The following is a 21,742-nucleotide window of genomic DNA, read 5'->3' as shown; positions in this document are numbered from 1 at the left end:
GCGAGGGCACCGGCCGTTACGCGTTCAGGACCACCAGCGTTCGAGCACCATCGCGACACCGTGGTCGACATTGCTGCCGGTGACCTCGTCGGCGGCGGCCCGCGCCTCGGGGTGCGCGTTGCCCATGGCGACGCCGTGCCCGGCCATGGTCAGCATCGGCACGTCGTTGGGCATGTCCCCGAAGGCGACGATGCCGTGCTCGTCCACCCCGATCCGCCGCGCGACCTCGGCCAGCCCGGACGCCTTGGTCACCCCGGGCACCGAGAGTTCGATCAGCCCGTGCTCGGTGGAGTAGGTGATCTCGGCGCGGTCGCCGACCAGCGGCGCGAGGGCGGCGCGCATGTCCGAGGACCGCGCCGAGCTGAGCCGGACCAGCATCTTGATGGCGGGCGTGTCGATCACCTCGGCGTGCGAGACCACCGTGTCGTCGGGGTTGAGCCAAGCGTGCTCGTAGGTCGGGGAGCTGACGAACTGCGGGGTCACCGCGTCGTGCGCGCTGGCCCCGACCCGCTCGGTGGCCAGCCCGCACCCGGGTAGCGCGCGTTCGGCGAGGTCGGCCAGCCAGGCCAGGGTCGCCACGTCGAGGGTGTGCGAGGAGAGCACGCGGTCGGTGGCGCTGTCGTAGATGACGGCCCCGTTGCCGCAGACCGCGAGCGGGGCGTACCCGAGTTCGGCGACCACCGGATCGATCCAGCGCGGCGGCCTGCCGGTGGCCAGCACGAAGGTGGTGCCGTCGGAAACGAGCGCGCCGACGGCGGCTTTCGTGCGCGGCGAGACCTTGTCGGCGGCATCGATCAGGGTGCCGTCGACGTCGGTGGCCACCAGCTTCGGTTTCGGGTGCAGGGGCGTCATCCGTTCCATCCTGCCGCACGTCGCCACGCGGCGATTGCGTAGTTGTCCTTATGATCATGGCCTGAATACCCGATCCAGAGGGGACTGATGACCGGCTTCCTGTTGCGGCGCGCGCTGAACTACGTCGTGCTCCTGTTGCTGGCCTCGTTCCTGACGTTCAGCCTCGCGTCACTCACCTTCAACCCGCTCGACAGCCTCGAGCAGCGCAATCCGCGGCCGCCGCAGTCGGTGATCGACGCCAAGGCCGAGCAGCTGCATCTGGACGAGCCGATCCCCCAGCGCTATCTCACCTGGCTCGGCGGCGTGGTGCAAGGGGATTTCGGGACCACGCTGGCCGGGCAGCCGGTGAGCGAGGAGCTGGGCAGGCGGGTCGCGGTGAGTCTGCGGCTGCTGATCCTGGGTTCGGTGATCGGCACCGTGCTCGGGGTGCTGATCGGCGCGGCGGGCGCCATCCGGCAATACAAGTTCAGCGATTATTTCTCGACGGTGCTCTCCCTGCTGATCATCTCCACCCCGGTCTTCCTGCTCGCGACACTGCTGAAATACGGTGCGCTGCAGTTCAACACGGCCACCGGAACCCAGTTCTTCCTCTACACCGGCGAGACCTCGGCCACCCAGATCAACGGCCTGTGGAACCAATTCGTCGACCGCGCACAGCATCTCGTGCTGCCGACGCTGGCGCTGGCCCTCTACGGCATGGCCGGATACAGCCGCTACCAGCGCAACGCCATGCTCGACGTGCTGCAGAGCGATTTCATCCGCACCGCCCGCGCCAAGGGTCTGACCCGCAATCGCGCGCTGTACAAACACGGCCTGCGCACCGCGCTCATCCCGATGGCCACCCTGTTCGCCTACAGCCTGGGCGGGCTGATCACCGGCGCCACCTTCGTGGAGAAGATCTTCGGCTGGCACGGCGTCGGCGAATGGCTGGTCGACTCGATCAACGCCCAGGACCTCTACGTGGTGGTCACGGTGACGGCCTTCGCGGGCCTGGTGGTGCTGGTCTCGGGCCTGCTCTCCGATATCGTCCTCGCTCTGCTCGACCCCAGGGTGCGTGTGTCGTGACCGAAACCGAACTGATCGCTGTCGGCGCGCCGGAGAATGCCGCGGCGGGGCGCCGCAAACTCGTCTGGCGCCGGTTCCTGCGCAACAAGCCCGCCGTGGCGGGCGCGGTGATCCTGGTGGTGTTGTTCGTGGCCAGCTTCGCGCTGCCGCCGCTGCTGCCGTGGGACTACCAGCAGATGGACTACACCGCGCTGCTGAAACCACCCAGCCTCGAACATCCCTTCGGCACCACCCAGATCGGCCAGGACGTGCTGGCCCAGACCCTGCGCGGGCTGCAGAAATCGCTGATCATCGGCTTCTGCGTGGCGCTGTTCTCCAGCGTCATCGCCGCCACGGCCGGTGCGGTGGCGGGCCTGCTCGGCGGCTGGACCGACCGGGCCATCATGTGGTTCGTCGACCTGCTGCTGGTGGTGCCCAGCTTCATCATCATCGCGCTGTTCGCCCCGCGCACCAAGGGTTCCGGCTCGATCCTGATCCTGATCGTGCTGCTGAGCGTGTTCGGCTGGATGATCGCCGCGCGCATCGTGCGCGGTCTCACGCTGAGCCTGCGCGACCGCGAATTCGTCCGCGCCGCACGGTATATGGGCGCGCCGACGCACACGATCATCCTCAGCCACATCGTCCCCAACATCGCCTCGATCCTGATCATCGACACCACCCTCGCCGTCGGCGCGGCGATCGGCGCCGAAACCGGCCTGAGCTTCCTCGGTTTCGGTGTGCAGCCGCCGGATGTGTCGCTGGGTTCGCTGATCGCAGCGGGCACCAAGTCGGCGATCACCTACCCGTGGCTGTTCCTGTTCGCCGGTGGTCTGCTGATCACGATCGTGCTGTGCGCCAACCTCGTCGGCGACGGTCTGCGTGACGCGTTCGATCCCGGCGCCCGGGGCGCGCGCAAGTGGCGCAAGGACAAGGACGAGCGCAAGGACCAGGCCAGGGTCGAGCTGAAGAAAGCCGAGAAGCGATGAGTACGTCGACCGCGCCCCTGCTCGAGGTGACCGATCTGCGGGTGTCCTTCCCCGGTGAGGAAGGCCGCGTGGAGGCCGTGCGCGGGGTGAACTACACCGTCGCCGACGGTGAGGTCCTCGCGATCGTGGGCGAGTCCGGCTCGGGCAAATCGGTGTCGTCGCTGGCGGTGATCGGGCTGCTGCCCGAGCAGGCCCGCGTCCAGGGGTCGATCCGGTTGCGCGGGCGCGAGCTGCTCGGCCTGGGCGACAAGCAGATGTCGAAGCTGCGCGGGTCCGCGATCAGCATGGTCTTCCAGGACCCGCTCTCCGCGCTCACCCCGGTCTACCGGGTGGGCGATCAGGTGGCCGAGGCGCTGCTCGCGCACGGCGAGATGACCCGCAAACAGGCTGGTGAGCGCGCGATCGAGCTGCTCGACCTGGTCGGCATCCCCGATGCGCGGCTGCGCGCGCGCTCCTTCCCGCACGAGTTCTCCGGCGGCATGCGCCAGCGCGTGGTGATCGCCATGGCCATCGCCAACGATCCGGCGCTGATCATCTGCGACGAGCCGACCACCGCGCTCGACGTCACCGTGCAGGCCCAGATCCTGGCGCTGCTGCGCAAGGCGCGTGACATCACCGGCGCCGGGGTCATCATGATCACCCACGACATGGGCATCGCGGCCACCGTTGCCGACCGGGTGGCGGTGATGTACGCGGGCAAGGTGGTGGAGACCGCCCCGGTCGACGAGCTGTTCCGCGCGCCGAGGATGCCCTACACCGTGGGCCTGCTCGGCTCGATCCCGCGCATGGACGGCCCGCCGCGCACCCCGCTCATCCCCATCCTCGGTACCCCGCCCGCCATGCACGCGCTGCCGCCCGGCTGCTCGTTCGCGCCGCGCTGCCCGATCTGCGTCGACGACTGCGTCGCCGCCGAACCGCCGCTGGAGAAGGTGGCCCCCGGCCACGCGGTCGCCTGCATCCGCACCGCCGAGGTGGGCACCACCGAGCTGTTCGCGGCCTACCGCAAGGAGATCCCCGCACCGGCCGCACCCGACCGCACCGAGACCGAGGTGGTGCTGCGGGTCACCGATCTGGTGAAGACCTTCCCGCTCACCTCCGGGGTGCTGCTGCGCCGCCGCACCGGCGAGGTCCGCGCCGTGGACGGCATCAGTTTCGAGGTGCGCGCGGGCCGCACGCTGGCGCTGGTCGGCGAGTCCGGTTCCGGCAAGTCGACCACGTTGTCGCAGATCATGGACCTGGCGGCGCCGCAGTCGGGCAGCATCGAGGTGCTCGGCAACGAGGTCGCCACACTCACCAAGGCACGCGTGCGCGAGATCCGGCGCAAGATGCAGATCGTCTTCCAGGACCCCAGCTCCTCGCTCGACCCGCGCCTGCCGATCTTCGACGTGCTGGCCGAGCCGCTGCGCATCGACGGTCGCTCGCGCGCGGAGGTCGACCAGCGGGTGCCGGAACTGCTGCGCCAGGTCGGGCTGCGTCCCGAACACGCCGACCGCTACCCCTCCGATTTCTCCGGCGGCCAGAAACAGCGCATCAGCATCGCCCGCGCGCTCGCACTGGACCCGCAGTTGCTCGTGCTCGACGAACCGGTCTCCTCGCTGGACGTCTCCATCCAGGCCGGTGTGCTGAATCTGCTGCGTGACCTGCAGGCCGAGCGCGGGCTGTCCTACCTGTTCGTCTCCCACGACCTGTCGGTGGTGCGCAATCTGGCCCACGACATCGCGGTGATGCTGCGCGGCAAAATCGTCGAATCCGGCCCGGCCGAGGAGATCTTCGCGAATCCTCGGCACGAGTACACCCGCTCGCTGATCGCGGCCGTACCGGAACCCGTGGTCAGCACCTGAGCCAGCCACGCCGATCTCCCCAGGAGGCGCCATGAGAACCCGTCGCATGCACGCAGGACGCGGCGCACGGTTGCGCTGTGCCGCCGTGGTGGTGGCCGCGGGCATGATCGTGGCGGCCTGCGGGGGCGCCGACGAGTCCGCCGAGGGGCTCACCGCCACGATCGGCACCACCAGTGACGTCAACCCGCGCGGGGTGGCGGAACTGCGCGAGGGCGGCAACCTGCGCCTGGCCACCACCTCCTATCCGGCCAACTGGAACACGCTGTCCAACGACGGCAACGAGGCCGAGATCGCCGACATCCTGCGCCCGCTCATGCCCCGCTCCTACGACATCGACGCCGCGGGCAAGCTCAGCGTGAACACCGACTACTTCACCGATATCGAGCTCACCAGCACCGACCCCATGCGGGTGACCTACACGATCAACCCGAAGGCGGTCTGGTCCGACGGCTCGCCGATCAGCTGGGAAGACATCGCCTCCCAGGCCAACGCCATGAGCGGGCGCGACAAGCGCTACCTGATCGCCATCACCAACGGCTTCGAGTTCGTCGACAAGGTCGAGCGCGGGGTCGACGACCGCCAGGCGATCCTCACCTTCACCACCCCGTTCGCCGACTGGCGCGGCCAGTTCGCGGGCAACAGCATGCTGTACCCCAAGTCGGTCACCGGCACGCCCGAGGCGTTCAACACCAGCCTCGTCGACGCCATCCAGGTCACCGCCGGCCCGTTCGCCGTCACCGCGACCGACCGCGCGCAGGGCCGGATCACCCTGGGCCGCAACCCCTCCTGGTGGGGCGCCACACCGAAGCTCGACACCATCACCTACAGCGTGCTCGACCGCTCCGCCTGGGTGCAGGCCCTGCAGAACAACGAACTCGACCTGGCCCTGCTGTCCACCATCGACGACGTGAAATCGGTGCGTGGCACCGAGGGCCTGCAGGTGCGCCGCGCCCCCGGCAACCGCTGGCGCCACATCACCTTCAACGGCTCCCCCGGCTCCATCCTCGCCGATCCCGGTGTGCGCGTGGCCATCTCGAAGGCGATCGACCGTCAGGGCATCGTCACCGCCATGCAGAACGGCCTGGTGGAGAACCCCGTACCGCTGAACAACCACGTCTTCCTGCAGGGCCAGGAGGGCTACCGGGACAACAGCCTCGGCTTCGACCCCGAAGCCGCCGCCCGCGAACTCGACGCCCTCGGCTGGGTCCGCAACGGTGACCTCCGCGAGAAGGACGGCCGCAAGCTCGTCATCCGCGATGTCATGTACAACGACCCCACCTGGGTGCAGATCGCCCAGATCATCCAGCAGAACCTGGCCGCCATCGGCGTCGGCCTGACCATCGACACCAAGCCCGCCGCGGGCTATTTCACCGACGTCATCCAGCCCGGCGATTTCGACGCCACCCAATTCACCTTCCAGGGCGACCCGTTCCCCCTGTCGAGCCTGCGCCAGATCTACTACTACGACCCCGACGACCTGCAGGGCAACTACGGCCGCATCGGCTCCCCCGAACTCAACGCCCTCATCGAACGCACCCTCACCGAACTCGACCCCGCGAAATCGATCGACCTGGCCAACCAGGTCGACCGCGCGGTCTTCGAGGAGGGTCACTCCCTGCCGCTGTTCCAGTCCGACGGCAGTTACGGCGCCCGCGCCACCCTCGCCAACATGGGTTCCCCCGGGTTGGCGTCGTACGACTATACGAAGATCGGATTCATGAAATGACCACCGCAACCCCCGGCAGGCGCCTACGCCGCGCCGCGATACCCCTTCTCGCGCTGACGCTGGCCCTGGGTGGCTGTGGCACCGACCCGACGATCGACACCGCGCCCAGTGATATCGGGGCGACCAGCGATATCAATCCCAAAGAGCGCGACGAGGTCGCCGAGGGCGGCAATCTGCGCCTGGCCATCCCGAACTTCCCCCCGACGTTCAACAGCTCGCACATCGACGCCGACGGTTATGTCAGCGAGGTGGTCGGCTGGACGCTGCCGGGCACCCTGAACTCCGACGCGGCGGGCAACCTCGCGGTGGACAACAACTACTACACCTCCATCGAGCTCACCGGCACCGACCCGCAGCGGATCGTCTACACGATCAACCCGAAGGCGGTGTGGTCCGACGGCTCGCCGATCACCTGGGAAGACCTGCGCGCGCAGGTCGACGCGCTGAACGGTCGCGACGTGGCCTACAAGGTGCGGGCCACGCAGGCGTACAGCAGCGTCGGGACGGTCGAGCGCGGAGTCGACGACCGGCAGGCGATCGTCACCTTCGCCGAGCACTACGCGGAGTGGAAGGGCCTGTTCAATCCGCTGTACCCGAAGCAGGTCAACCAGACGCCGCAAGCCTTCGAGGATCTCTACCGCAACGACATGCCGCTGTCGGCGGGGCCGTTCATGATCACCGATATCAACCGGCCCGAACAGCGGATCACCCTGAGCCGCAACCCGAAATGGTGGGGTGAGACCCCCAAGCTCGACAATGTCACCTACAGCATTCTCGACGCGTCCGCCCAGCTCAGCGCCCTGCAGAACAACGAACTCGACGCGGTCGAGCCGTTGAGCACGGTCGATGACATCAAGATCGCCTTGAACACCCCCGGCGTGCAGGTCCGGCGCGCCCCGGCCAACAGCTTCACCCACATCACCTTCAACGGCGCGCCCGGTTCGATCATGGCCGACCCGAAGCTGCGCATCGCGGTCTCCAAGGGCATCGACCGCCAGGCCATCGCCACCGCCGTGCAGAACGGCCTGGTCACCGAGCCCAAGCCGCTGAACAACCACCTGTTCCTCGTCGGCCAGACCGGCTACCAGGACAACGCGCAGTCGGTGTCGTTCGACCCGGCGGCCGCGGGCCGGATGCTCGACGAGCTCGGCTGGAAACTCGACGGCGAGTTCCGGAAGAAGGACGGCCGGGTACTCGAGATCCGTGACGCGATTCCCCAGAACGAGACGCAGGTCCGCATCGCCACGATCGTCCAGCAGAATCTGGCCGCGATCGGCGTGAAGCTGCTCATCGAGCCCAACGGCTCCAACTTCTTCACCGGCGTGATCGATCCCGGCAATTTCGATATCGCCCAATTCGCCTGGTCCAAGAGCATTTTCCCGCTGGGCGCGCTGCCGCAGATCTACGCCTACGATCCGGCCAACAAGCTGAGCAACTTCGGCCGCATCGGCTCACCCGAGCTCAACGCCCTGATCAAGGAGATCGTCGCCGAACTCGACCCGGAGAAGGCGCTCGAACTGGCCAACAAGGCCGACACGATCATCTTCGAGTCCGGCTTCTCGCTGCCGATCGTGCAGTCCGCCGGCGCGGTCGGTGCGCGCGAGAACCTGGCCAACTTCGGCGCCTTCGGGCTCAGCTCGGCCGACTACACCAAGATCGGCTTCATCAAGTAGTAGCTCCGCCACGCGCGGACAGGAAGGACCAACCATGCGAATTCGCTCGCTCGGCACCAGGTTCGCCATTCCGTGCGTGGCGATCGGCTTGATTCTGTCGGGGTGTTCCACGGACAGCGATGTCACCCCCGGCAGCGCGACGATCGGCAGTACCAACGACATCAATCCGCACGATGTGGCCGATCTGCGTGACGGCGGGAATCTGCGGCTGGTGCTCAGTTCGTTCCCGGAGACGTTCAACTACCTGCAGATCGACGGCGGGACGGACAGCACCGGCGATGTGATCGAGCCGGTGCTGCCCTCGCCCTACACCAGCAACGCGGCCGGTGAGCTGGCCATCAATCACGACTACTTCACCGATATCCAGCTCACCGGCACCGAACCGCAGCAGGTGACCTACACGATCAATCCGAAGGCGGTGTGGTCGGACGGGACGCCGATCACCTGGGAGGATCTGCGCTCGCAGGCCGCCGCGCTGAGCGGCCGCGACCCGGCCTTCCTGGTGTCGTCGACCAGTGGGTTCGAGCGGGTGGAGAAGGTGGAGCGCGGGGTCGACGACCGGCAGGCGATCGTCACCTTCGCCCAGCCCTATGCCGAGTGGCAGGGGCAGTTCAGCCCGCTGTATCCCAAGGCGACCACCGAGTCGGCGGCCGCGTTCAACGATCGCGATCGGTCCGGGCTTGCGGTGAGCGCCGGTCCGTTCCAGGTCAGCGGCATCGACCGGACGCAGAGCCGGATCACCTTGAGCCGCAACCCCTCCTGGTGGGGTGCCACGCCGAAACTCGACACCATCACCTACAGCGTGCTCGACAGTTCGGCCTGGCTGCCCGCCATCCAGAACAACGAACTCGACATCGCCTACATGTCCGGCATCGAGAACGTGACCGCCGCCAAGCAGGCGCCCGGGGTGGTGCTGCGGCGCACGCCGGAGCCGAGCTGGTCGCACATCACGTTCAACGGCGCGCCCGGTTCGCTGCTGGAGGACCCGCAACTGCGCATCGCCATCTCCAAGGCGATCGACCGGCAGGGCATCGTCAACGCCGCGCAGAACGGTGTGGTCGACGATCCGAAGACGCTCAACAACCACATCTTCGTGCTGGGACAGAAGGGCTACCAGGACAATTCGGCACCCATCTCCTTCGACCCCGACGCCGCGGCGAAGATGCTCGACGACCTGGGCTGGAAGCTCAACGGCGATGTCCGCGAGAAGGACGGGCGCAGACTGGAACTGCGCGATGTGATGTACCAGCAGGACGGCTGGGTGCAGACCGCGCAGATCGTGCAGCAGAATCTGGCCGCGGTCGGGGTGAAGCTGAACATCCAGACCGTGCCCGGCACGGGGCTTTTCAAGGACGTGATCGATCCGGGCAATTTCGAGCTGGCCCAGTTCAGCTGGGGCGGTAGCGTACTGCCGCTGACCGCACTGCCGCAGATCTACGCCTATGACCCGAACAACCTGCAGGGCAACAAGGCCCGCATCGGTTCGCCCGAACTCAACGCGCTGATCGATCGCACCATGTCCGAACTCGACCCGGAAAAGGCGATCGAGCTGGCCAACCAGGCCGATCAGATGATCTTCGCCGAGGGCTATTCGCTGCCGCTGTTCCAGGCGTCGGGCACCTACGCGGCGCGCGAGAACCTCGCCAACTACGGCGCGTTCGGGCTAGCGTCGGCCGATTACACCAAGGTCGGCTTCCTGAAGTGAACGCGGTGGGCGCGCTGAGTTATCCGCTGCTGGTGACGAGCGGGGCCCTGGTGGTGGTGGCCGCCTGGGTGCCGTTCGCCGATCTCGATCAGCTCAGCGCGCTCGCCGTGGTGGCCGTGGCGATTCTGGTGTTCACGGCCTATCAGCTGGGGCTGGCGCTGGGAGTGCTGCCGACCGGGCTGGTGGCGGCGGGGGCGGTGCGGGGCAGGCGGGTGCGCCAGCAGCATCGGCTGGTGAGCCGATCGTGGCTGGAGATCACCAGTGGTGACCGGATGGTGTGGCAGCCGGTGTTCTACGCGCCCGCGCTGAGCACGCTCACCCCCACCGACCTCGAACTCACCGGCACCGCGATCACCTCCGGCGACGAGCGTTTCTACCCTTCCGGCCGGGTCCGCACCACCGAGCCGCCCGGCAAGCTCGTCGACAACCCCTCGCGGCCCGCCGACCCGCCGGTCTTCGGCATCGGCCGCCGGCTCCTCCTCGATACCCAGTCCGCCGTCGGCGCGCCCGTCATGGGCCTGCTCTGGGTCTATGTCGTGCACGACGGCATCGGCGGGTTCGTCGGCGCCACCACCGTCGCCGCGGCCACGTTCACCTGGCTCTCCGCCGTCCGCGGGTCCGACCCCAGCTGATCAACTGGTCTGACCACTTGACCTCTTACCTGTAGAGGTGGATCATCAGGGAGTGGCATGGACTCCCGTGGTGAAGCGATCGGTTTCCGGCGATGTGTTCGAGCAGATCGCCGGGGAGGTGCTGGGTGGGGAGCTGGCGGCGGGGAGCACGCTGCCGAGCGAGCGGCAGCTGGCCGAGGCGCTGGGGGTTTCCCGGCCCGCGGTGCGCGAGGCGCTGCAACGGCTCGCCGCGGCCGGACTGGTCTCGGTGCGACAGGGCGAGGCCACCACCGTGCTCGACTATCGGCGCAGCGCCGGCCTGGAGGTACTGCCCCGCCTGCTCCTGCGCGGCGACACCATCGACCCCACCGTCGCCCGCAGCATTCTGGAAGCGCGCCTGCACAACGGACCCAAGATCGCCGAACTCGCCGCCACCCGAGTCCGCCGGGCCCACGACACCGCGCCCGCGTCACCCACCGCCGGATCGGCGCCCGCCTCGGCGCGGCGCGACGACGCGGCGCGAGTCGACGGCGAGCTCGTCCTGCTGCACGACTCAGCGGAAGCGCTCGCTGCCGAGACGGATGCACTCGCCCAGCAGCGGATCGCCCTCGAATTCTGGGATCACGTGCTCGATCTCGCCGACTCGATCGCCTTCCGGCTCATGTACTCCATGCTGCGCGCGGCCTACGAGCCCGCGCTCGCCGCCCTGGCGCCGATCATGTCCGCCGAGGTGGGCAATGGGGACGCCTATCGAGACCTGGCCGCCGCGATCAGCGCGGGCGAGCCGGAACGGGCCGCCGATTCCGCCCGAGCGCTGCTCGGACCGGCGACCACCGCCCTCATCCATGCCCTCGACGGGGCATGATCCACCCGAGGAAACATCATGACGAGTAACCGTCCGACAATGTCGTCGCACGAAACCACCCCCGCCACACGCCCGATCCGGCGCAGCCTGTCGCTGCGGGACGCGGCCCGCGAGTTCCTGCGCCACCCCTCCCCCTGGATGATCGCCACCAGCCTGGTGGTCGTGCTCGGCGCCCGACTCGCCCTGGGTGACTGGCAGCTCACCGACGCTCTCGTCCCGCTGCTGGTCCTGGCCGCGTTCCCGCTGGTCGAGTGGGTCATCCATGTCACCGTGCTGCACTGGCGCCCCAGGCATCTGGGCCCGCTCACCCTCGACAGCGAGCTGGCCCGCAAACACCGCGCCCATCACACCGACCCGCGTGACGTGCCTCTGATCTTCATCCCGCCCAAGTCCCTCACCCTCACCATCGTCGCCCTGGCGGCGATCGCCCTGCTCGCCTTCCCCCGCCTCGAACTGGGCCTGACCTTCCTGCTCACGGTCACCGTCCTGGGCATCCTCTACGAGTGGACCCACTACCTCATCCACACCGACTACAAGCCGAAACACGCTGCCTACCGGGCGGTCTGGCGCAATCACCGCCACCACCACTACAAGAACGAGCACTACTGGTTCACGGTCACCACCACCAACACCGCCGACCGCCTGCTCGGCACCGCCCCCGACCCGGCGTCCGTGCCCACCTCCCCCACCGCCCGCCACCTGCACGCGAGCTGAGACAGTCGCCCTGGTTCACCGCGCGCCGGCGAACCAGGGCCTGCTGCCCGAGCGCAGCGTGAACCCGTGCAGGCGGTGCAGCCGATACCCCTCCGTCACGGCGAGCGCCGTCGCGGTCACGGCACCGCCCAACACGAGTACCAGCCGAATCCCTTGCGGTAAGCCACTGTTCGCGTCCCCGAGCTCGACAACCACCACCGCCCAGGTGGTCAGCGTGATCGCGATCGGACCGAGCAGCGGGTGACCGTCGGAGGCGCGGAAGGCGTACGTCGCGATGAGGAATCCGCCGCGCACCAGATACGCCGACACGAACAGCGCGCCCAGCGGCACCCCCACCAACGCCATCAGCGTGAGCACCACCTTCACCGCCGTGGACCCCCGCGAGATCTCCGCCAGCCACCCGAACACGGTCGGCGTGAGCGCCAGACCGCCTAGCACGGCCGCGAACGTGCCCATCGCGGCCAGCGGCTGTACCAGGTCCCGCGCGGTCGATCGGCGCAGGTCAGCGTAGGTGACCAGCAGCAGAACCCCCATGACGAGCGCGCAGATCGGCCCGATCAGCAAGGCCGCCAGCGCCGTTCGCATCACCGCGTCGCCGAACATGTCCGCGAACGAGAACTGCGCGATATTCATCCCCACCGCGACATTGATCCCCAGACCGACCCAGGTCCTGGTCGCCGCCAGCTGATCGACCACCTCGTCGCGCCCGACCAGCAGCCCACGTGGCTGGAAGTGCCGATCGGCATACCCCCACCCCGTTCGCAGTGGTGTCACCACGAACGTCTCGAAGAACTCCCCCACAACCCGCCTCCCTCTGCGCGTCACCTGAGCGCCGATCCTACGGAGCGGCACCGACAAGGGGAATTCGATGCTTGACGGATAGATACCTTAGGGGGGTATGGTATCGAGCACGAGCCGCGACGCGCTCGATCGCTCGAAAGGACGAAAGTCGTGACCACACAAGTGAAATCCACCCGCAGGTGGTGGGCGCTGGCGGCGATCGCCGCCGCACAGTTCATGGTCATCATGGACACCTCGATCATCGGGATCGCGCTGCCGCGGATGCGCGACGAGCTCGGCTTCACGCCCGAGTCGCTGACATGGGTGTTCAACGCCTATGTCGTCGCCTTCGGCGGATTGCTGCTGCTCGGCGGCCGGTTGTCCGATCTGCTCGGTGCCCGGCGGGTGTTCGGGGCCGGGTGGCTGGTGCTGGCCGCGGGCTCGGTGCTGGCGGGGGCGGCGGGCTCGGTGGGAATCGAGCTGGCGGGCCGCGCGATTCAAGGCGCGGGCGCCGCGCTCATCGCACCCTCGGCGCTGACCTTGCTCATGATGCTGTTCGGCGGATCGCCCGGTGAGCTCACCAAGGCCCTGGCCGTGTACGGCGCCGCCGCACCCGCGGGCGGTACCGCCGGCGTGTTCCTCGGTGGCGTGATCACCGAATACCTCAGCTGGCCTTGGGTTTTCTACATCAATGTGCCGATCGCCGTGCTCGCGCTGATCGCGGTGCCACTGCTCATGCCCGCCGCCCCCGCCCGTAAGGGGTCCATCGATATCGCCGGTTCCATCACTGTGACAGCAGGTTTGGCCGCCGCGGTGTATGCGATCGTGCAGGCGCCGGAGGCCGGGTGGGCCTCGGGGCAGACCCTCGGCGTGCTGGCCGTGGCGGGCGCGCTGCTGGCCGGATTCGTCGTGCTGCAATCGCGCCGCGCCGAACCCCTGATGCGGCTGGGCATCTTCCGCGCACCGAACCTCGCCGCCGCCAACTTCGCGCAGTTCGCGCTGGCCGCCGCCTGGGTGCCGATGTGGTTCTTCCTCAATCTGTACCTGCAGCAGGTGCTCGGCTACAGCGCGTTCCCCTCGGGCGCGGCGCTGCTGCCGATGACCACGCTGATCATGCTCGGCATGGTGGTGCTGGCGCCGAGGGCCATGCAGCGGTTCGGCGCCAAGCCGATGATCGTCACCGGCTTGATCGTGCTCGGCCTCGGCCTGGGCGTCATGTCACTGGTCCGGCCGACCGGAAACTTCTGGGTCGATGTCCTGCCCGCCTCGCTGGTCGCCGCGGGTGGCATGTCGCTGGCCTTCATCCCCTCGCTCGGCACCGCGATCTCGGCGGCGCGTCCGGAGGAGGGCGGGCTGGCCTCGGGCATCGTCAACGTCAGCTACCAGGTGGGCTCCGCGCTCGGCCTGGCCGCGATGACGGCGCTGGCGGCCGGCTACGGAGCGGGCGAACTGGGCGATGTCACGGCACTGACCGACGGCTATTCGGCCGCCTTCCTCGGCGCGGGCGTGCTCGCCCTGGCCGGCGCGGGCATCGCCGCCGCCACCCTGCGTACCCCCTCCGGCACCGGTAATTGACAAAGTACCCTAGGGGGGTATGGTAATGATCGACAGCACACGCGAGGAGACGAACATGAGCACCACCACTGTCACCGTCACGGGCATGACCTGCGGTTGCTGCACCACCAAGGTGCGCGACAAGGTCGGCGCCCTGCCGGGTGTCACCGGTGTCGCGGTCGACCTGGCCACCGGCGCGGTGGCCATCGAGGGCACCGCACCCGAGCGCACCGCCCTGACCGAGGCCGTCACCGCGGCCGGTTTCCAACTCGCCGACTGAACCGGAACGGAGCATCCCGATGAACGCACCAGCCAAGTTCGCCGGATTCGCGCTCGGTCTCGCTGCGGTCTTCGGGATCGCGCTGGCCGCCGGTTCCCTGATCGGGCCGGAACCGTCCGAACCGGCCGGGCACGACGAGCACGCCGCCTCGGCCACCGAGGGCGAGATCCCGGGCGGCCTGCTCGTCACCGATCAGGGCTACACGCTGGCCCTGAACCAGCCCGACACCACGACCGCGGCCAAGGCGCCGACCGCTTTCCGCATCCTCGACGCCACCGGCGCCCCGGTCACCCGCTACCAGACCAGCCACGACAAGGACCTGCACCTCATCGTGGTCCGCCGCGACATGGCCGGATTCCAGCATGTACATCCCGTGCTCGACCAGACCGGAACCTGGTCGGTCCCGCTGAACCTGAGCCGGGCCGGTGACTACCGCGTCTTCGCCGACTTCACCCCGGCGGGCGGGCAGAACCTGACCCTGGGCGCGGATCTGCGGGTCTCCGGCAACTACGACGTGAAGCCGCTGCCCGCCCCCGCCACCACCGCGCAGGTGGGCGACTACACGGTGACGCTCGACGGCACCGTCGCCCCCGGCGCGGCCTCGAAGGTCACCCTCTCGGTCAGCCGCGACGGCAAGCCGGTCACCGACCTGCAGCCCTACCTCGGCGCCTACGGTCACCTGGTCGCGCTGCGCGCGGCCGACCTGGCCTACCTGCACGTTCATCCCGAGGGCGCGCCCGGTGACGGGGTCACCCCCGCCGGTCCCGGCATCGACTTCGTGGTGAACGCGCCCAGCGCGGGCGACTACCGCCTGTTCCTGGACTTCCAGCACGAGGGCGTGGTGCGCACGGCCGAGTTCACCGTGCGGGTCGCCCAGCCGGACACCGCGCCGACCAGCGCACCCGACGACCACGGCACCCCCGGCCACGGCCACTGACCCCGCACCACCCCCGAGCAATCGTTCAGCAAGAATCGATATCAGGAAACGATCGGAGCACCCCATGACCGCCGTGACACACCCACCGGGCACCGGCCAGGTAGAACTGGTGATCGGTGGCATGACCTGCGCTTCCTGCGCCAACCGGATCGAGAAGAAGCTCAACAAGCTCGACGGGGTCACCGCCACGGTCAACTACGCCACCGAGAAGGCGCGCGTCGACTTCACCGGCGAGGTCTCCCCCGACGACCTGATCGCCACCGTCGAGCAGGCCGGTTACACCGCGGCACTGCCCGCGCCGAAGCAGGCCGAGCCCACCGACGACGTCACCGAACCCGACCCGACCGCCTCCCTGCGCACCCGCCTGCTGGTCTCGCTGGTGCTCACCGTCCCGGTGATCGCCATGGCGATGATCCCGGCCCTGCAGTTCACCAACTGGCAGTGGCTGTCGCTGACGCTGGCCGCGCCGGTGGTGGTGTGGGGCGCGCTGCCGTTCCACCGCGCGGCGTGGACCAACCTGAAGCACGGCACCGCCACCATGGACACGCTGGTGTCGATGGGCACTCTCGCCGCGTTCGGCTGGTCGCTGTACGCGCTGTTCTGGGGCACCGCGGGCACACCCGGCATGACCCACCCGTTCGAATTCACCATCGCGCGGATGGACGGCACCGGCAGCATCTACCTGGAAGCGGCCGCGGGCGTCACCACGTTCATCCTGGCCGGGCGCTACTTCGAGGCCCGGTCCAAGCGGCGGGCCGGGGCGGCGCTGCGGGCGCTGCTGGAGCTCGGCGCCAAGGAGGTGGCGGTGCTGCGCGGCGGCGTGGAGACGCGGATTCCGGTGGAGCAGTTGGCCGTCGGTGACGAGTTCGTGGTGCGTCCGGGCGAGAAGATCGCCACCGACGGTGTGGTCACCGAGGGCAGTTCGGCGGTCGACGCGTCCATGCTGACCGGTGAGTCGGTGCCGGTGGAGGTCGGCGTCGACGATGCCGTCACCGGTGCCACGGTGAACGTCGGCGGACGGCTCGTGGTGCGCGCCACCAGGATCGGCGCCGACACCCAGCTCGCGCAGATGGCGCAACTGGTCGAGGACGCGCAGACCGGCAAGGCCAAGGCACAGCGGCTGGCCGACAAGATCTCCGGGATCTTCGTGCCGATCGTCATCGCGCTGGCCGTGGCCACGCTCGGCTTCTGGCTGGGCACCGGCGGTTCCGTGGCGGCCGCGTTCACCGCGGGCGTCGCGGTGCTCATCATCGCCTGCCCGTGCGCCCTCGGCCTGGCCACCCCGACCGCGCTCATGGTCGGCACCGGGCGCGGCGCGCAACTGGGCATCCTGATCAAGGGGCCCGAGGTGCTGGAATCGACCCGCGAGGTCGACACCATCGTGCTGGACAAGACCGGCACCGTCACCACCGGCAAGATGACCCTGCTCGACGTGCTGCCCGCGGTGGGCGAACAGCGCGAGCGGGTGCTGGAACTGGCCGGGGCGCTGGAACATTCGTCGGAGCACCCGATCGCGCAGGCGATCGCCAAGGGCGCGCAGGACGAGGTGGGCACGCTGCCCGCCGTCGAGGGCTTCGCCAATATCGAGGGCCTGGGTGTGCAGGGTGTGGTGGACGGGCACGCGGTGGTCGTCGGCCGGGCCCGGCTGCTGGCCGACTGGTCGCAGCCGCTCGACGACACCCTCACCGCCGCCATGGCGGAGGCCGAATCGGCGGGCCGCACCGCGGTCGCGATCGGCTGGGACGGCAAGGCACGCGGCGTGCTCGTCGTCGCCGACGCGGTGAAACCGACCTCGGCGCAGGCCATCGCCCAGTTCCGCGAGCTCGGCCTGACCCCGATCCTCCTCACCGGCGACAATGCCCGCGCGGCCCGCACCATCGGCGCCGAGGTCGGCATCGACGAGGTGATCGCCGAGGTGCTGCCGCAGGACAAGGTCGACACGGTCAAGCGCCTACAGGCTGAGGGCAAGGTCGTGGCCATGGTCGGTGACGGCGTCAACGACGCGGCCGCCCTGGCCCAGGCCGACCTGGGCCTGTCCATGGGCACCGGCACCGACGTCGCCATCGAGGCCAGCGACCTCACCCTGGTCCGCGGCGACCTGCGCGCCGCCGCCGACGCCATCCGCCTGTCGCGGCGCACCCTGGCCACCATCAAGGGCAATCTGTTCTGGGCCTTCGCCTACAACGTGGCCGCCATCCCCCTGGCCATGGCGGGCCTGCTCAACCCGATGCTGGCCGGCGCCGCCATGGCGTTCAGCTCGGTCTTCGTGGTGAGCAACAGCCTGCGCCTACGCCGCTTCAAGTCGACGGCACACTAGGTTCCACACGTTGAGGGGCAGCCGGTCACCCGCTGCCCCTCAACCGGCGCATCTACGCGGGCCGATTCATTCGATGTAGCCGGTCTCGGGGTCGATCATGCCGAGGAATCCGCTGATGGACTCGCGATGCTCACCGATTGTCAACCGGTACGGCTCCGGATCCGGAGCCTCGGCCGCCCGTGCCGCGAATTCGTTTCCTTGGCGTCAGAAGGTGTGTTGGTCGTCGACCGAGATCGCGAATCCGTGGTCACCGGCAGTGCAGCGGACGCCCTGGGAGGACGAGGCGCAGGTGTAGCCGTCGACCGTGAGGGATTCGCCGTAGTTCAGGACCACGCCGCCTGCTGCCGAGCCGTCCTGTGGGATGCCGACGAAGATGCCCTGGCTGGTGCACAGCAGTTCCGACTTGCCCGCGTACAGGTGCGCGGCGACCTTGCGGTTGGGGGCGTCGGTGCAGTTCGGCAGCTTGGGCGTGATGTGGTTCGTCTGGGCGAGCTGGCAGCCGACGCCGTTGGGGGCGTAGGCGAGGATGCCGCACTTGATGTTCCCGGTGGGCGACTGGAAGAAGTAGCTGTCGTCGAGCCGATACTTGCCCGCGTCGACGGGGGTGAAGCGGCTGTCGACAGGCGCGGGGCTGTCCGGCGGTACGACCGTCGGGTCCGGGCTGTCCGATGTCGCGGAGCCGGGTGAGCCTGAATCCGGTGCGCTGGACGGCTGGGCGGTGCCCGGAGCGCCGGAGGGCTGGGCGACGGTGCTCGGCGCGCTCGAACCCTGCTCGGGACCGCAGGCGGCGAGCACCCCGGTCAGTGCCACCACAGCCGCCATCATGATCGTTGCTCGCATGAAATCATCTCCGCTGGTTGAGATCCCGACTCACAGTGGAATCGCGAACAAGGGGGTTCGTCGTTACGTCCCCGCCGGTAGCACTGCTCGGTCGCTCGACGGAGAATCGAGTGACGAACGCATTCACCGCGCCCGGAGGTGAGGCAGTGACCCGCTACGTCTGGTACGCCGCGTATGGCTCGAACACGCATACCGCGCGGTTCGACTACTACCGCCTCGGCGGCACCCCACCGGCCACCGCGCACCACTATCCAGGGTTCCGCGACCGCACCCCACCGGCGGCCATCGCCCCGCTCACCCTGCCGGGGAGCCTGTATTTCGCCTGGCAGAGCCCGGTCTGGACCGGGGGCGTCGCCTTCTACACCGACCGGCCCGCCACGGGCTGGCCGACCGGGGTCGCGGCGCGCGGCTACCTGCTCACCGTCGGCCAGTTCGGCGACCTGCTCGCCCAGGAGATGTACCGGCGGCCCGGCACCGATTTCGACCCGGCGCCGGTGCTGGCCGACGGCACGGTGCGGCTCGGGCCCGGCCGGTACGAGACCGTGCTGCACGCGGGCACCGTCGAGGAGATTCCCGTGCTCACCTTCACCGCGCCGTGGCATCCGGAAACCGTTGTGCCGCAACGTCCCAGCGCGCGCTATCTCGCCATGATCGCCGACGGGCTGCGCGCCGCGCACGGCTGGGACACCGAACGGATCGTCCGGTACCTGGCGGTCCTGCCCGGGATCGCGACCCATTGGACCGAACCGGAACTGCGCGCCGCCCTGACCGACGGAAAGGGCCTCGACCTGTCCTGACGTTTCGCGGGGCGAGCATCGGGTAGCCCGTCAGGGAGGCCGAGGGAGCACCGTCATGGAGTGGTTCGCGGCATCCGAATACTGGCTGGGCAGGCTGATCTTCCAGCGCGGCCTGGCGGTGATCTACGTCGTCGCCTTCGTCGGTGCGGCGTGGCAGTTCCGCGCGCTGCTCGGCGAGCGCGGCATGCTGCCGATCCCGCGCTATCTGGCGCGCACCCCGTTCCGGCGGTCACCGAGTCTTTTCCAGCTGCACTATTCCGATCGCTTCTTCGCCGTCGTCGCCTGGACGGGGGCGGCGCTGGCGGTGGCTGTCGCGCTGGGGCTGGCGGATCTGGTGCCGCTGTGGGCATCGATGCTGCTGTGGTTCGCGCTGTGGGCGCTGTATCTGTCGATCGTGAACGTGGGCCAGCTCTGGTACGCGTTCGGCTGGGAATCGCTGCTGCTCGAGGCCGGTTTCCTGGCGATCTTCCTGGGCAATGACAGCGTGGCGCCACCACTGCTGGTGCTGCTGGCCGCGCGCTGGCTGCTGTTCCGGGTGGAGTTCGGTGCCGGGCTGATCAAACTGCGCGGCGACCCGTGCTGGCGCAAGCTGACCTGCCTGTACTACCACCACGAGACCCAGCCGATGCCCGGCCCGCTGAGCTGGTTCTTCCACCATCTGCCCCGCCCGCTGCACCGGGTGGAGGCCGCGGCCAATCACGTGGCCCAGCTCGTGGTGCCGTTCGGGCTGTTCGCGCCGCAGCCGGTCGCGAGCGTGGCGGCGGGCATCATCGTCGTGACACAGCTGTGGCTGGTGCTGTCGGGCAATTTCTCCTGGCTGAACTGGGTGACGCTGCTACTGGCCTGCACCGCCGTGGCCGCCGGACCCCATTCAACGGCCCCGGCCACGCCCACCTGGTTCACCGTCGCGGTGTTCGCCTATCTCGCGCTGGTCCTGGTGCTCAGCTACCGGCCGCTGGTCAATCTGCTCTCGCCACGGCAGGCCATGAACGCCTCATTCGAGCCGTTGCACCTGGTCAACACCTATGGCGCCTTCGGTGACATCACCCGCGTGCGACACGAGATCGTCTTCGAGGGCACCGCCGACACCCACCTCACCGCCGACACGGTCTGGCGCGAATACGAGTTCAAGGGCAAACCGGGCGACCCGAAGCGCCGCCCCCGCCAGTGGGCGCCCTACCACCTGCGGCTGGACTGGCTGATGTGGTTCGCCGCGCTGTCGCCGTCCTACGCGCGCTCCTGGGCGCTGCCGCTGGCCCGGCGCCTGCTGCGCAACGACCCCGACACCCTGCGCCTGCTGCGCCACTGCCCGTTCCCCGACACCCCGCCCACCTACCTGCGCGCCCGCCTCTACGAGTACCACTTCAGCTCCCCCGCCGAGCTGTTCGGCGAAGGCGTCTGGTGGCGCCGCACCCTGATCGGCCAGTTCCTGCCGCCGATCGGACAGCAGAAAAGCCCGGCGACATGATGTCGACCGGGCTTTTCTCGCTGAGCGGATGACGAGATTCGAACTCGCGACCCTCACCTTGGCAAGGTGATGCGCTACCAGCTGCGCTACATCCGCATGCACCGCGAGGTCCTGTCCGGGATCGCCGGGGGCTTCGCCGTGCGAGAAGAAACATTAGCGTGTGCCCCCCGGAAACACGAAATCCGTGCGCACAACCGGATCGGCCCGACGGTGAGATCCGGCGTCCGCCAGCCGCGCCTTAAACCTGCGACAAGAAGGCGGAAACGTCTGTGGCACAGAGTTTTCCCAGTCCGGCGACCCCTGCCGGCCACCACGGAAGGCAATCGCATGAAGACTCTGACAACGATCGCGGCGGCGATCGCTGTGACCACGGTAACCATCCTGGGCACCGGCCCGGCCCACGCCGATTTCACCGATCCGGTGGAATTCACCGACAGCGGCGAGAACGTGGAGGACGGCGACTTCGCCGACTACGCGATCGACGTCGCCAACCCCGGCTCCTGCCTCGTCGTCCAGAACCACCGCTCCGACACCGTCCGGCTGCGCCTCAACTACCCCACCAGCAAGGGTTCCTGGACCTTCCGCCACGACGACGTCGGCGTCCTCACCCGCAGCGGAAAGGTGGTGAAGTCCCCCTCGGGCCGCTGGAACGTCCGCACCAACCCTCCGATCGTCTTCAACTGGGTCTACGACGCCAACCTCAACACCCGTCGAGGCTGCAACGGCTCTTGGGTGCTGACCATGAACTGAGT

General features: G+C 68.8%; 19 protein-coding genes and 1 tRNA gene. 16 read left to right on the top strand and 4 right to left on the bottom strand.

Annotation, left to right across the window (positions count from 1 at the left end; genetic code table 11):
• Nucleotides 1–24: 24 nt before the first annotated feature.
• Nucleotides 25–852, bottom strand: a complete 828-nt coding sequence (locus ACWEMY_RS07475) for an HAD family hydrolase (RefSeq protein WP_375932419.1) — start codon at nucleotides 850–852, stop codon at nucleotides 25–27.
• A gap of 87 nt (nucleotides 853–939) precedes the next feature.
• Between ACWEMY_RS07475 and ACWEMY_RS07470 the strand changes: the two genes are divergently transcribed.
• Genes ACWEMY_RS07470 through ACWEMY_RS07430 form a run of 9 tightly spaced genes read left to right on the top strand, consistent with a single transcriptional unit; the run spans nucleotide 940 to nucleotide 12,017 of the window.
• On the top strand, nucleotides 940–1,917 hold the full coding sequence (locus ACWEMY_RS07470) for an ABC transporter permease (RefSeq protein WP_375932416.1): 978 nt from the start codon (nucleotides 940–942) through the stop codon (nucleotides 1,915–1,917).
• Nucleotides 1,914–2,882 carry an ABC transporter permease gene (locus tag ACWEMY_RS07465; RefSeq protein WP_452389289.1) on the top strand — a complete coding sequence of 323 codons (969 nt, stop codon included), beginning with the start codon at nucleotides 1,914–1,916 and terminating at the stop codon, nucleotides 2,880–2,882. The genes ACWEMY_RS07470 and ACWEMY_RS07465 overlap by 4 nt, the downstream gene beginning before the upstream one ends.
• A complete protein-coding gene (locus tag ACWEMY_RS07460) occupies nucleotides 2,879–4,723 on the top strand; it encodes an ABC transporter ATP-binding protein (protein WP_452389288.1) in 1,845 nt (614 codons plus the stop codon). Before ACWEMY_RS07465 ends, ACWEMY_RS07460 begins: the two co-directional genes overlap by 4 nt.
• Before the next feature lie 31 nt (nucleotides 4,724–4,754).
• Nucleotides 4,755–6,449: an ABC transporter family substrate-binding protein gene (locus ACWEMY_RS07455; protein WP_452389287.1), complete on the top strand. Its 1,695-nt coding sequence runs from the start codon at nucleotides 4,755–4,757 to the stop codon at nucleotides 6,447–6,449.
• Nucleotides 6,446–8,122 carry an ABC transporter family substrate-binding protein gene (locus ACWEMY_RS07450; RefSeq protein ID WP_452389286.1) on the top strand — a complete coding sequence of 559 codons (1,677 nt, stop codon included), beginning with the start codon at nucleotides 6,446–6,448 and terminating at the stop codon, nucleotides 8,120–8,122. Before ACWEMY_RS07455 ends, ACWEMY_RS07450 begins: the two co-directional genes overlap by 4 nt.
• A 34-nt stretch (nucleotides 8,123–8,156) precedes the next feature.
• Complete coding sequence (locus tag ACWEMY_RS07445; protein ID WP_452389285.1) at nucleotides 8,157–9,827, top strand: ABC transporter family substrate-binding protein; 1,671 nt, start codon at nucleotides 8,157–8,159, stop codon at nucleotides 9,825–9,827.
• Nucleotides 9,824–10,459 carry a hypothetical protein gene (locus tag ACWEMY_RS07440; protein ID WP_452389284.1) on the top strand — a complete coding sequence of 212 codons (636 nt, stop codon included), beginning with the start codon at nucleotides 9,824–9,826 and terminating at the stop codon, nucleotides 10,457–10,459. Before ACWEMY_RS07445 ends, ACWEMY_RS07440 begins: the two co-directional genes overlap by 4 nt.
• A 52-nt stretch (nucleotides 10,460–10,511) precedes the next feature.
• Nucleotides 10,512–11,303 carry a FadR/GntR family transcriptional regulator gene (locus ACWEMY_RS07435; RefSeq protein ID WP_452389283.1) on the top strand — a complete coding sequence of 264 codons (792 nt, stop codon included), beginning with the start codon at nucleotides 10,512–10,514 and terminating at the stop codon, nucleotides 11,301–11,303.
• 39 nt (nucleotides 11,304–11,342) lie between these two features.
• Nucleotides 11,343–12,017, top strand: coding sequence for a sterol desaturase family protein (locus ACWEMY_RS07430; protein WP_452389282.1), 675 nt, complete (start codon nucleotides 11,343–11,345; stop codon nucleotides 12,015–12,017).
• 15 nt (nucleotides 12,018–12,032) lie between these two features.
• Here ACWEMY_RS07430 and ACWEMY_RS07425 read toward each other — a convergent pair whose 3' ends face one another.
• A complete protein-coding gene (locus ACWEMY_RS07425; RefSeq protein WP_452389281.1) occupies nucleotides 12,033–12,713 on the bottom strand; it encodes a hypothetical protein in 681 nt (226 codons plus the stop codon).
• Nucleotides 12,714–12,968: 255 nt separating this feature from the next.
• On the opposite strand from ACWEMY_RS07425, the gene ACWEMY_RS07420 reads away from it, so the two are divergent.
• The 4 genes from ACWEMY_RS07420 to ACWEMY_RS07405 all read left to right on the top strand — a co-directional run bounded on the left by ACWEMY_RS07420 (nucleotide 12,969) and on the right by ACWEMY_RS07405 (nucleotide 17,885).
• Nucleotides 12,969–14,372: an MFS transporter gene (locus tag ACWEMY_RS07420; protein WP_452389280.1), complete on the top strand. Its 1,404-nt coding sequence runs from the start codon at nucleotides 12,969–12,971 to the stop codon at nucleotides 14,370–14,372.
• Nucleotides 14,373–14,427: 55 nt separating this feature from the next.
• A complete protein-coding gene (locus ACWEMY_RS07415) occupies nucleotides 14,428–14,631 on the top strand; it encodes a heavy-metal-associated domain-containing protein (RefSeq protein ID WP_375932389.1) in 204 nt (67 codons plus the stop codon).
• Nucleotides 14,632–14,650: 19 nt separating this feature from the next.
• Nucleotides 14,651–15,568: a hypothetical protein gene (locus tag ACWEMY_RS07410; RefSeq protein ID WP_452389279.1), complete on the top strand. Its 918-nt coding sequence runs from the start codon at nucleotides 14,651–14,653 to the stop codon at nucleotides 15,566–15,568.
• Nucleotides 15,569–15,632: 64 nt separating this feature from the next.
• The gene (locus tag ACWEMY_RS07405; protein WP_452389278.1) at nucleotides 15,633–17,885 is read left to right on the top strand and encodes a heavy metal translocating P-type ATPase; all 2,253 of its coding nucleotides are present in this window, start codon (nucleotides 15,633–15,635) and stop codon (nucleotides 17,883–17,885) included.
• A gap of 204 nt (nucleotides 17,886–18,089) precedes the next feature.
• Here ACWEMY_RS07405 and ACWEMY_RS07400 read toward each other — a convergent pair whose 3' ends face one another.
• Nucleotides 18,090–18,725 carry a DUF6636 domain-containing protein gene (locus ACWEMY_RS07400; RefSeq protein WP_452389277.1) on the bottom strand — a complete coding sequence of 212 codons (636 nt, stop codon included), beginning with the start codon at nucleotides 18,723–18,725 and terminating at the stop codon, nucleotides 18,090–18,092.
• 110 nt (nucleotides 18,726–18,835) lie between these two features.
• On the opposite strand from ACWEMY_RS07400, the gene ACWEMY_RS07395 reads away from it, so the two are divergent.
• Nucleotides 18,836–19,522: a histone deacetylase gene (locus tag ACWEMY_RS07395; RefSeq protein WP_452389276.1), complete on the top strand. Its 687-nt coding sequence runs from the start codon at nucleotides 18,836–18,838 to the stop codon at nucleotides 19,520–19,522.
• 55 nt (nucleotides 19,523–19,577) lie between these two features.
• Nucleotides 19,578–20,990 (top strand): lipase maturation factor family protein, encoded by a 1,413-nt coding sequence (locus ACWEMY_RS07390; protein WP_452389275.1) that lies wholly within the window; start codon nucleotides 19,578–19,580, stop codon nucleotides 20,988–20,990.
• 23 nt (nucleotides 20,991–21,013) lie between these two features.
• On the opposite strand, the gene ACWEMY_RS07385 is transcribed toward ACWEMY_RS07390, so the two are convergent.
• A tRNA-Gly gene (locus ACWEMY_RS07385) sits at nucleotides 21,014–21,086 on the bottom strand.
• A 231-nt stretch (nucleotides 21,087–21,317) separates the two neighbouring features.
• Here ACWEMY_RS07385 and ACWEMY_RS07380 point away from each other — a divergent pair.
• Entirely contained in the window at nucleotides 21,318–21,740 is a 423-nt protein-coding gene (locus tag ACWEMY_RS07380; protein ID WP_452389274.1) for a hypothetical protein, read from the top strand.
• The last annotated feature ends 2 nt before the right edge of the window (nucleotides 21,741–21,742 follow it).

The sequence above is a fragment of the Nocardia sp. NPDC004415 genome, assembly GCF_053602435.1.
This window is presented reverse-complemented; position numbering and strand designations above follow the sequence as displayed.

What these genes read in the sequence shown, in the direction of transcription:
- ACWEMY_RS07475 (WP_375932419.1), bottom strand. Translation starts at nt 852, where the DNA reads ATGACGCCCCTGCACCCGAAACCGAAGCTGGTGGCCACCGACGTCGAC.
- ACWEMY_RS07470 (WP_375932416.1), top strand. Translation starts at nt 940, where the DNA reads ATGACCGGCTTCCTGTTGCGGCGCGCGCTGAACTACGTCGTGCTCCTG.
- ACWEMY_RS07460 (WP_452389288.1), top strand. Translation starts at nt 2,879, where the DNA reads ATGAGTACGTCGACCGCGCCCCTGCTCGAGGTGACCGATCTGCGGGTG.
- ACWEMY_RS07455 (WP_452389287.1), top strand. Translation starts at nt 4,755, where the DNA reads ATGAGAACCCGTCGCATGCACGCAGGACGCGGCGCACGGTTGCGCTGT.
- ACWEMY_RS07450 (WP_452389286.1), top strand. Translation starts at nt 6,446, where the DNA reads ATGACCACCGCAACCCCCGGCAGGCGCCTACGCCGCGCCGCGATACCC.
- ACWEMY_RS07445 (WP_452389285.1), top strand. Translation starts at nt 8,157, where the DNA reads ATGCGAATTCGCTCGCTCGGCACCAGGTTCGCCATTCCGTGCGTGGCG.
- ACWEMY_RS07430 (WP_452389282.1), top strand. Translation starts at nt 11,343, where the DNA reads ATGTCGTCGCACGAAACCACCCCCGCCACACGCCCGATCCGGCGCAGC.
- ACWEMY_RS07415 (WP_375932389.1), top strand. Translation starts at nt 14,428, where the DNA reads ATGAGCACCACCACTGTCACCGTCACGGGCATGACCTGCGGTTGCTGC.
- ACWEMY_RS07410 (WP_452389279.1), top strand. Translation starts at nt 14,651, where the DNA reads ATGAACGCACCAGCCAAGTTCGCCGGATTCGCGCTCGGTCTCGCTGCG.
- ACWEMY_RS07405 (WP_452389278.1), top strand. Translation starts at nt 15,633, where the DNA reads ATGACCGCCGTGACACACCCACCGGGCACCGGCCAGGTAGAACTGGTG.
- ACWEMY_RS07400 (WP_452389277.1), bottom strand. Translation starts at nt 18,725, where the DNA reads ATGCGAGCAACGATCATGATGGCGGCTGTGGTGGCACTGACCGGGGTG.
- ACWEMY_RS07390 (WP_452389275.1), top strand. Translation starts at nt 19,578, where the DNA reads ATGGAGTGGTTCGCGGCATCCGAATACTGGCTGGGCAGGCTGATCTTC.
- ACWEMY_RS07380 (WP_452389274.1), top strand. Translation starts at nt 21,318, where the DNA reads ATGAAGACTCTGACAACGATCGCGGCGGCGATCGCTGTGACCACGGTA.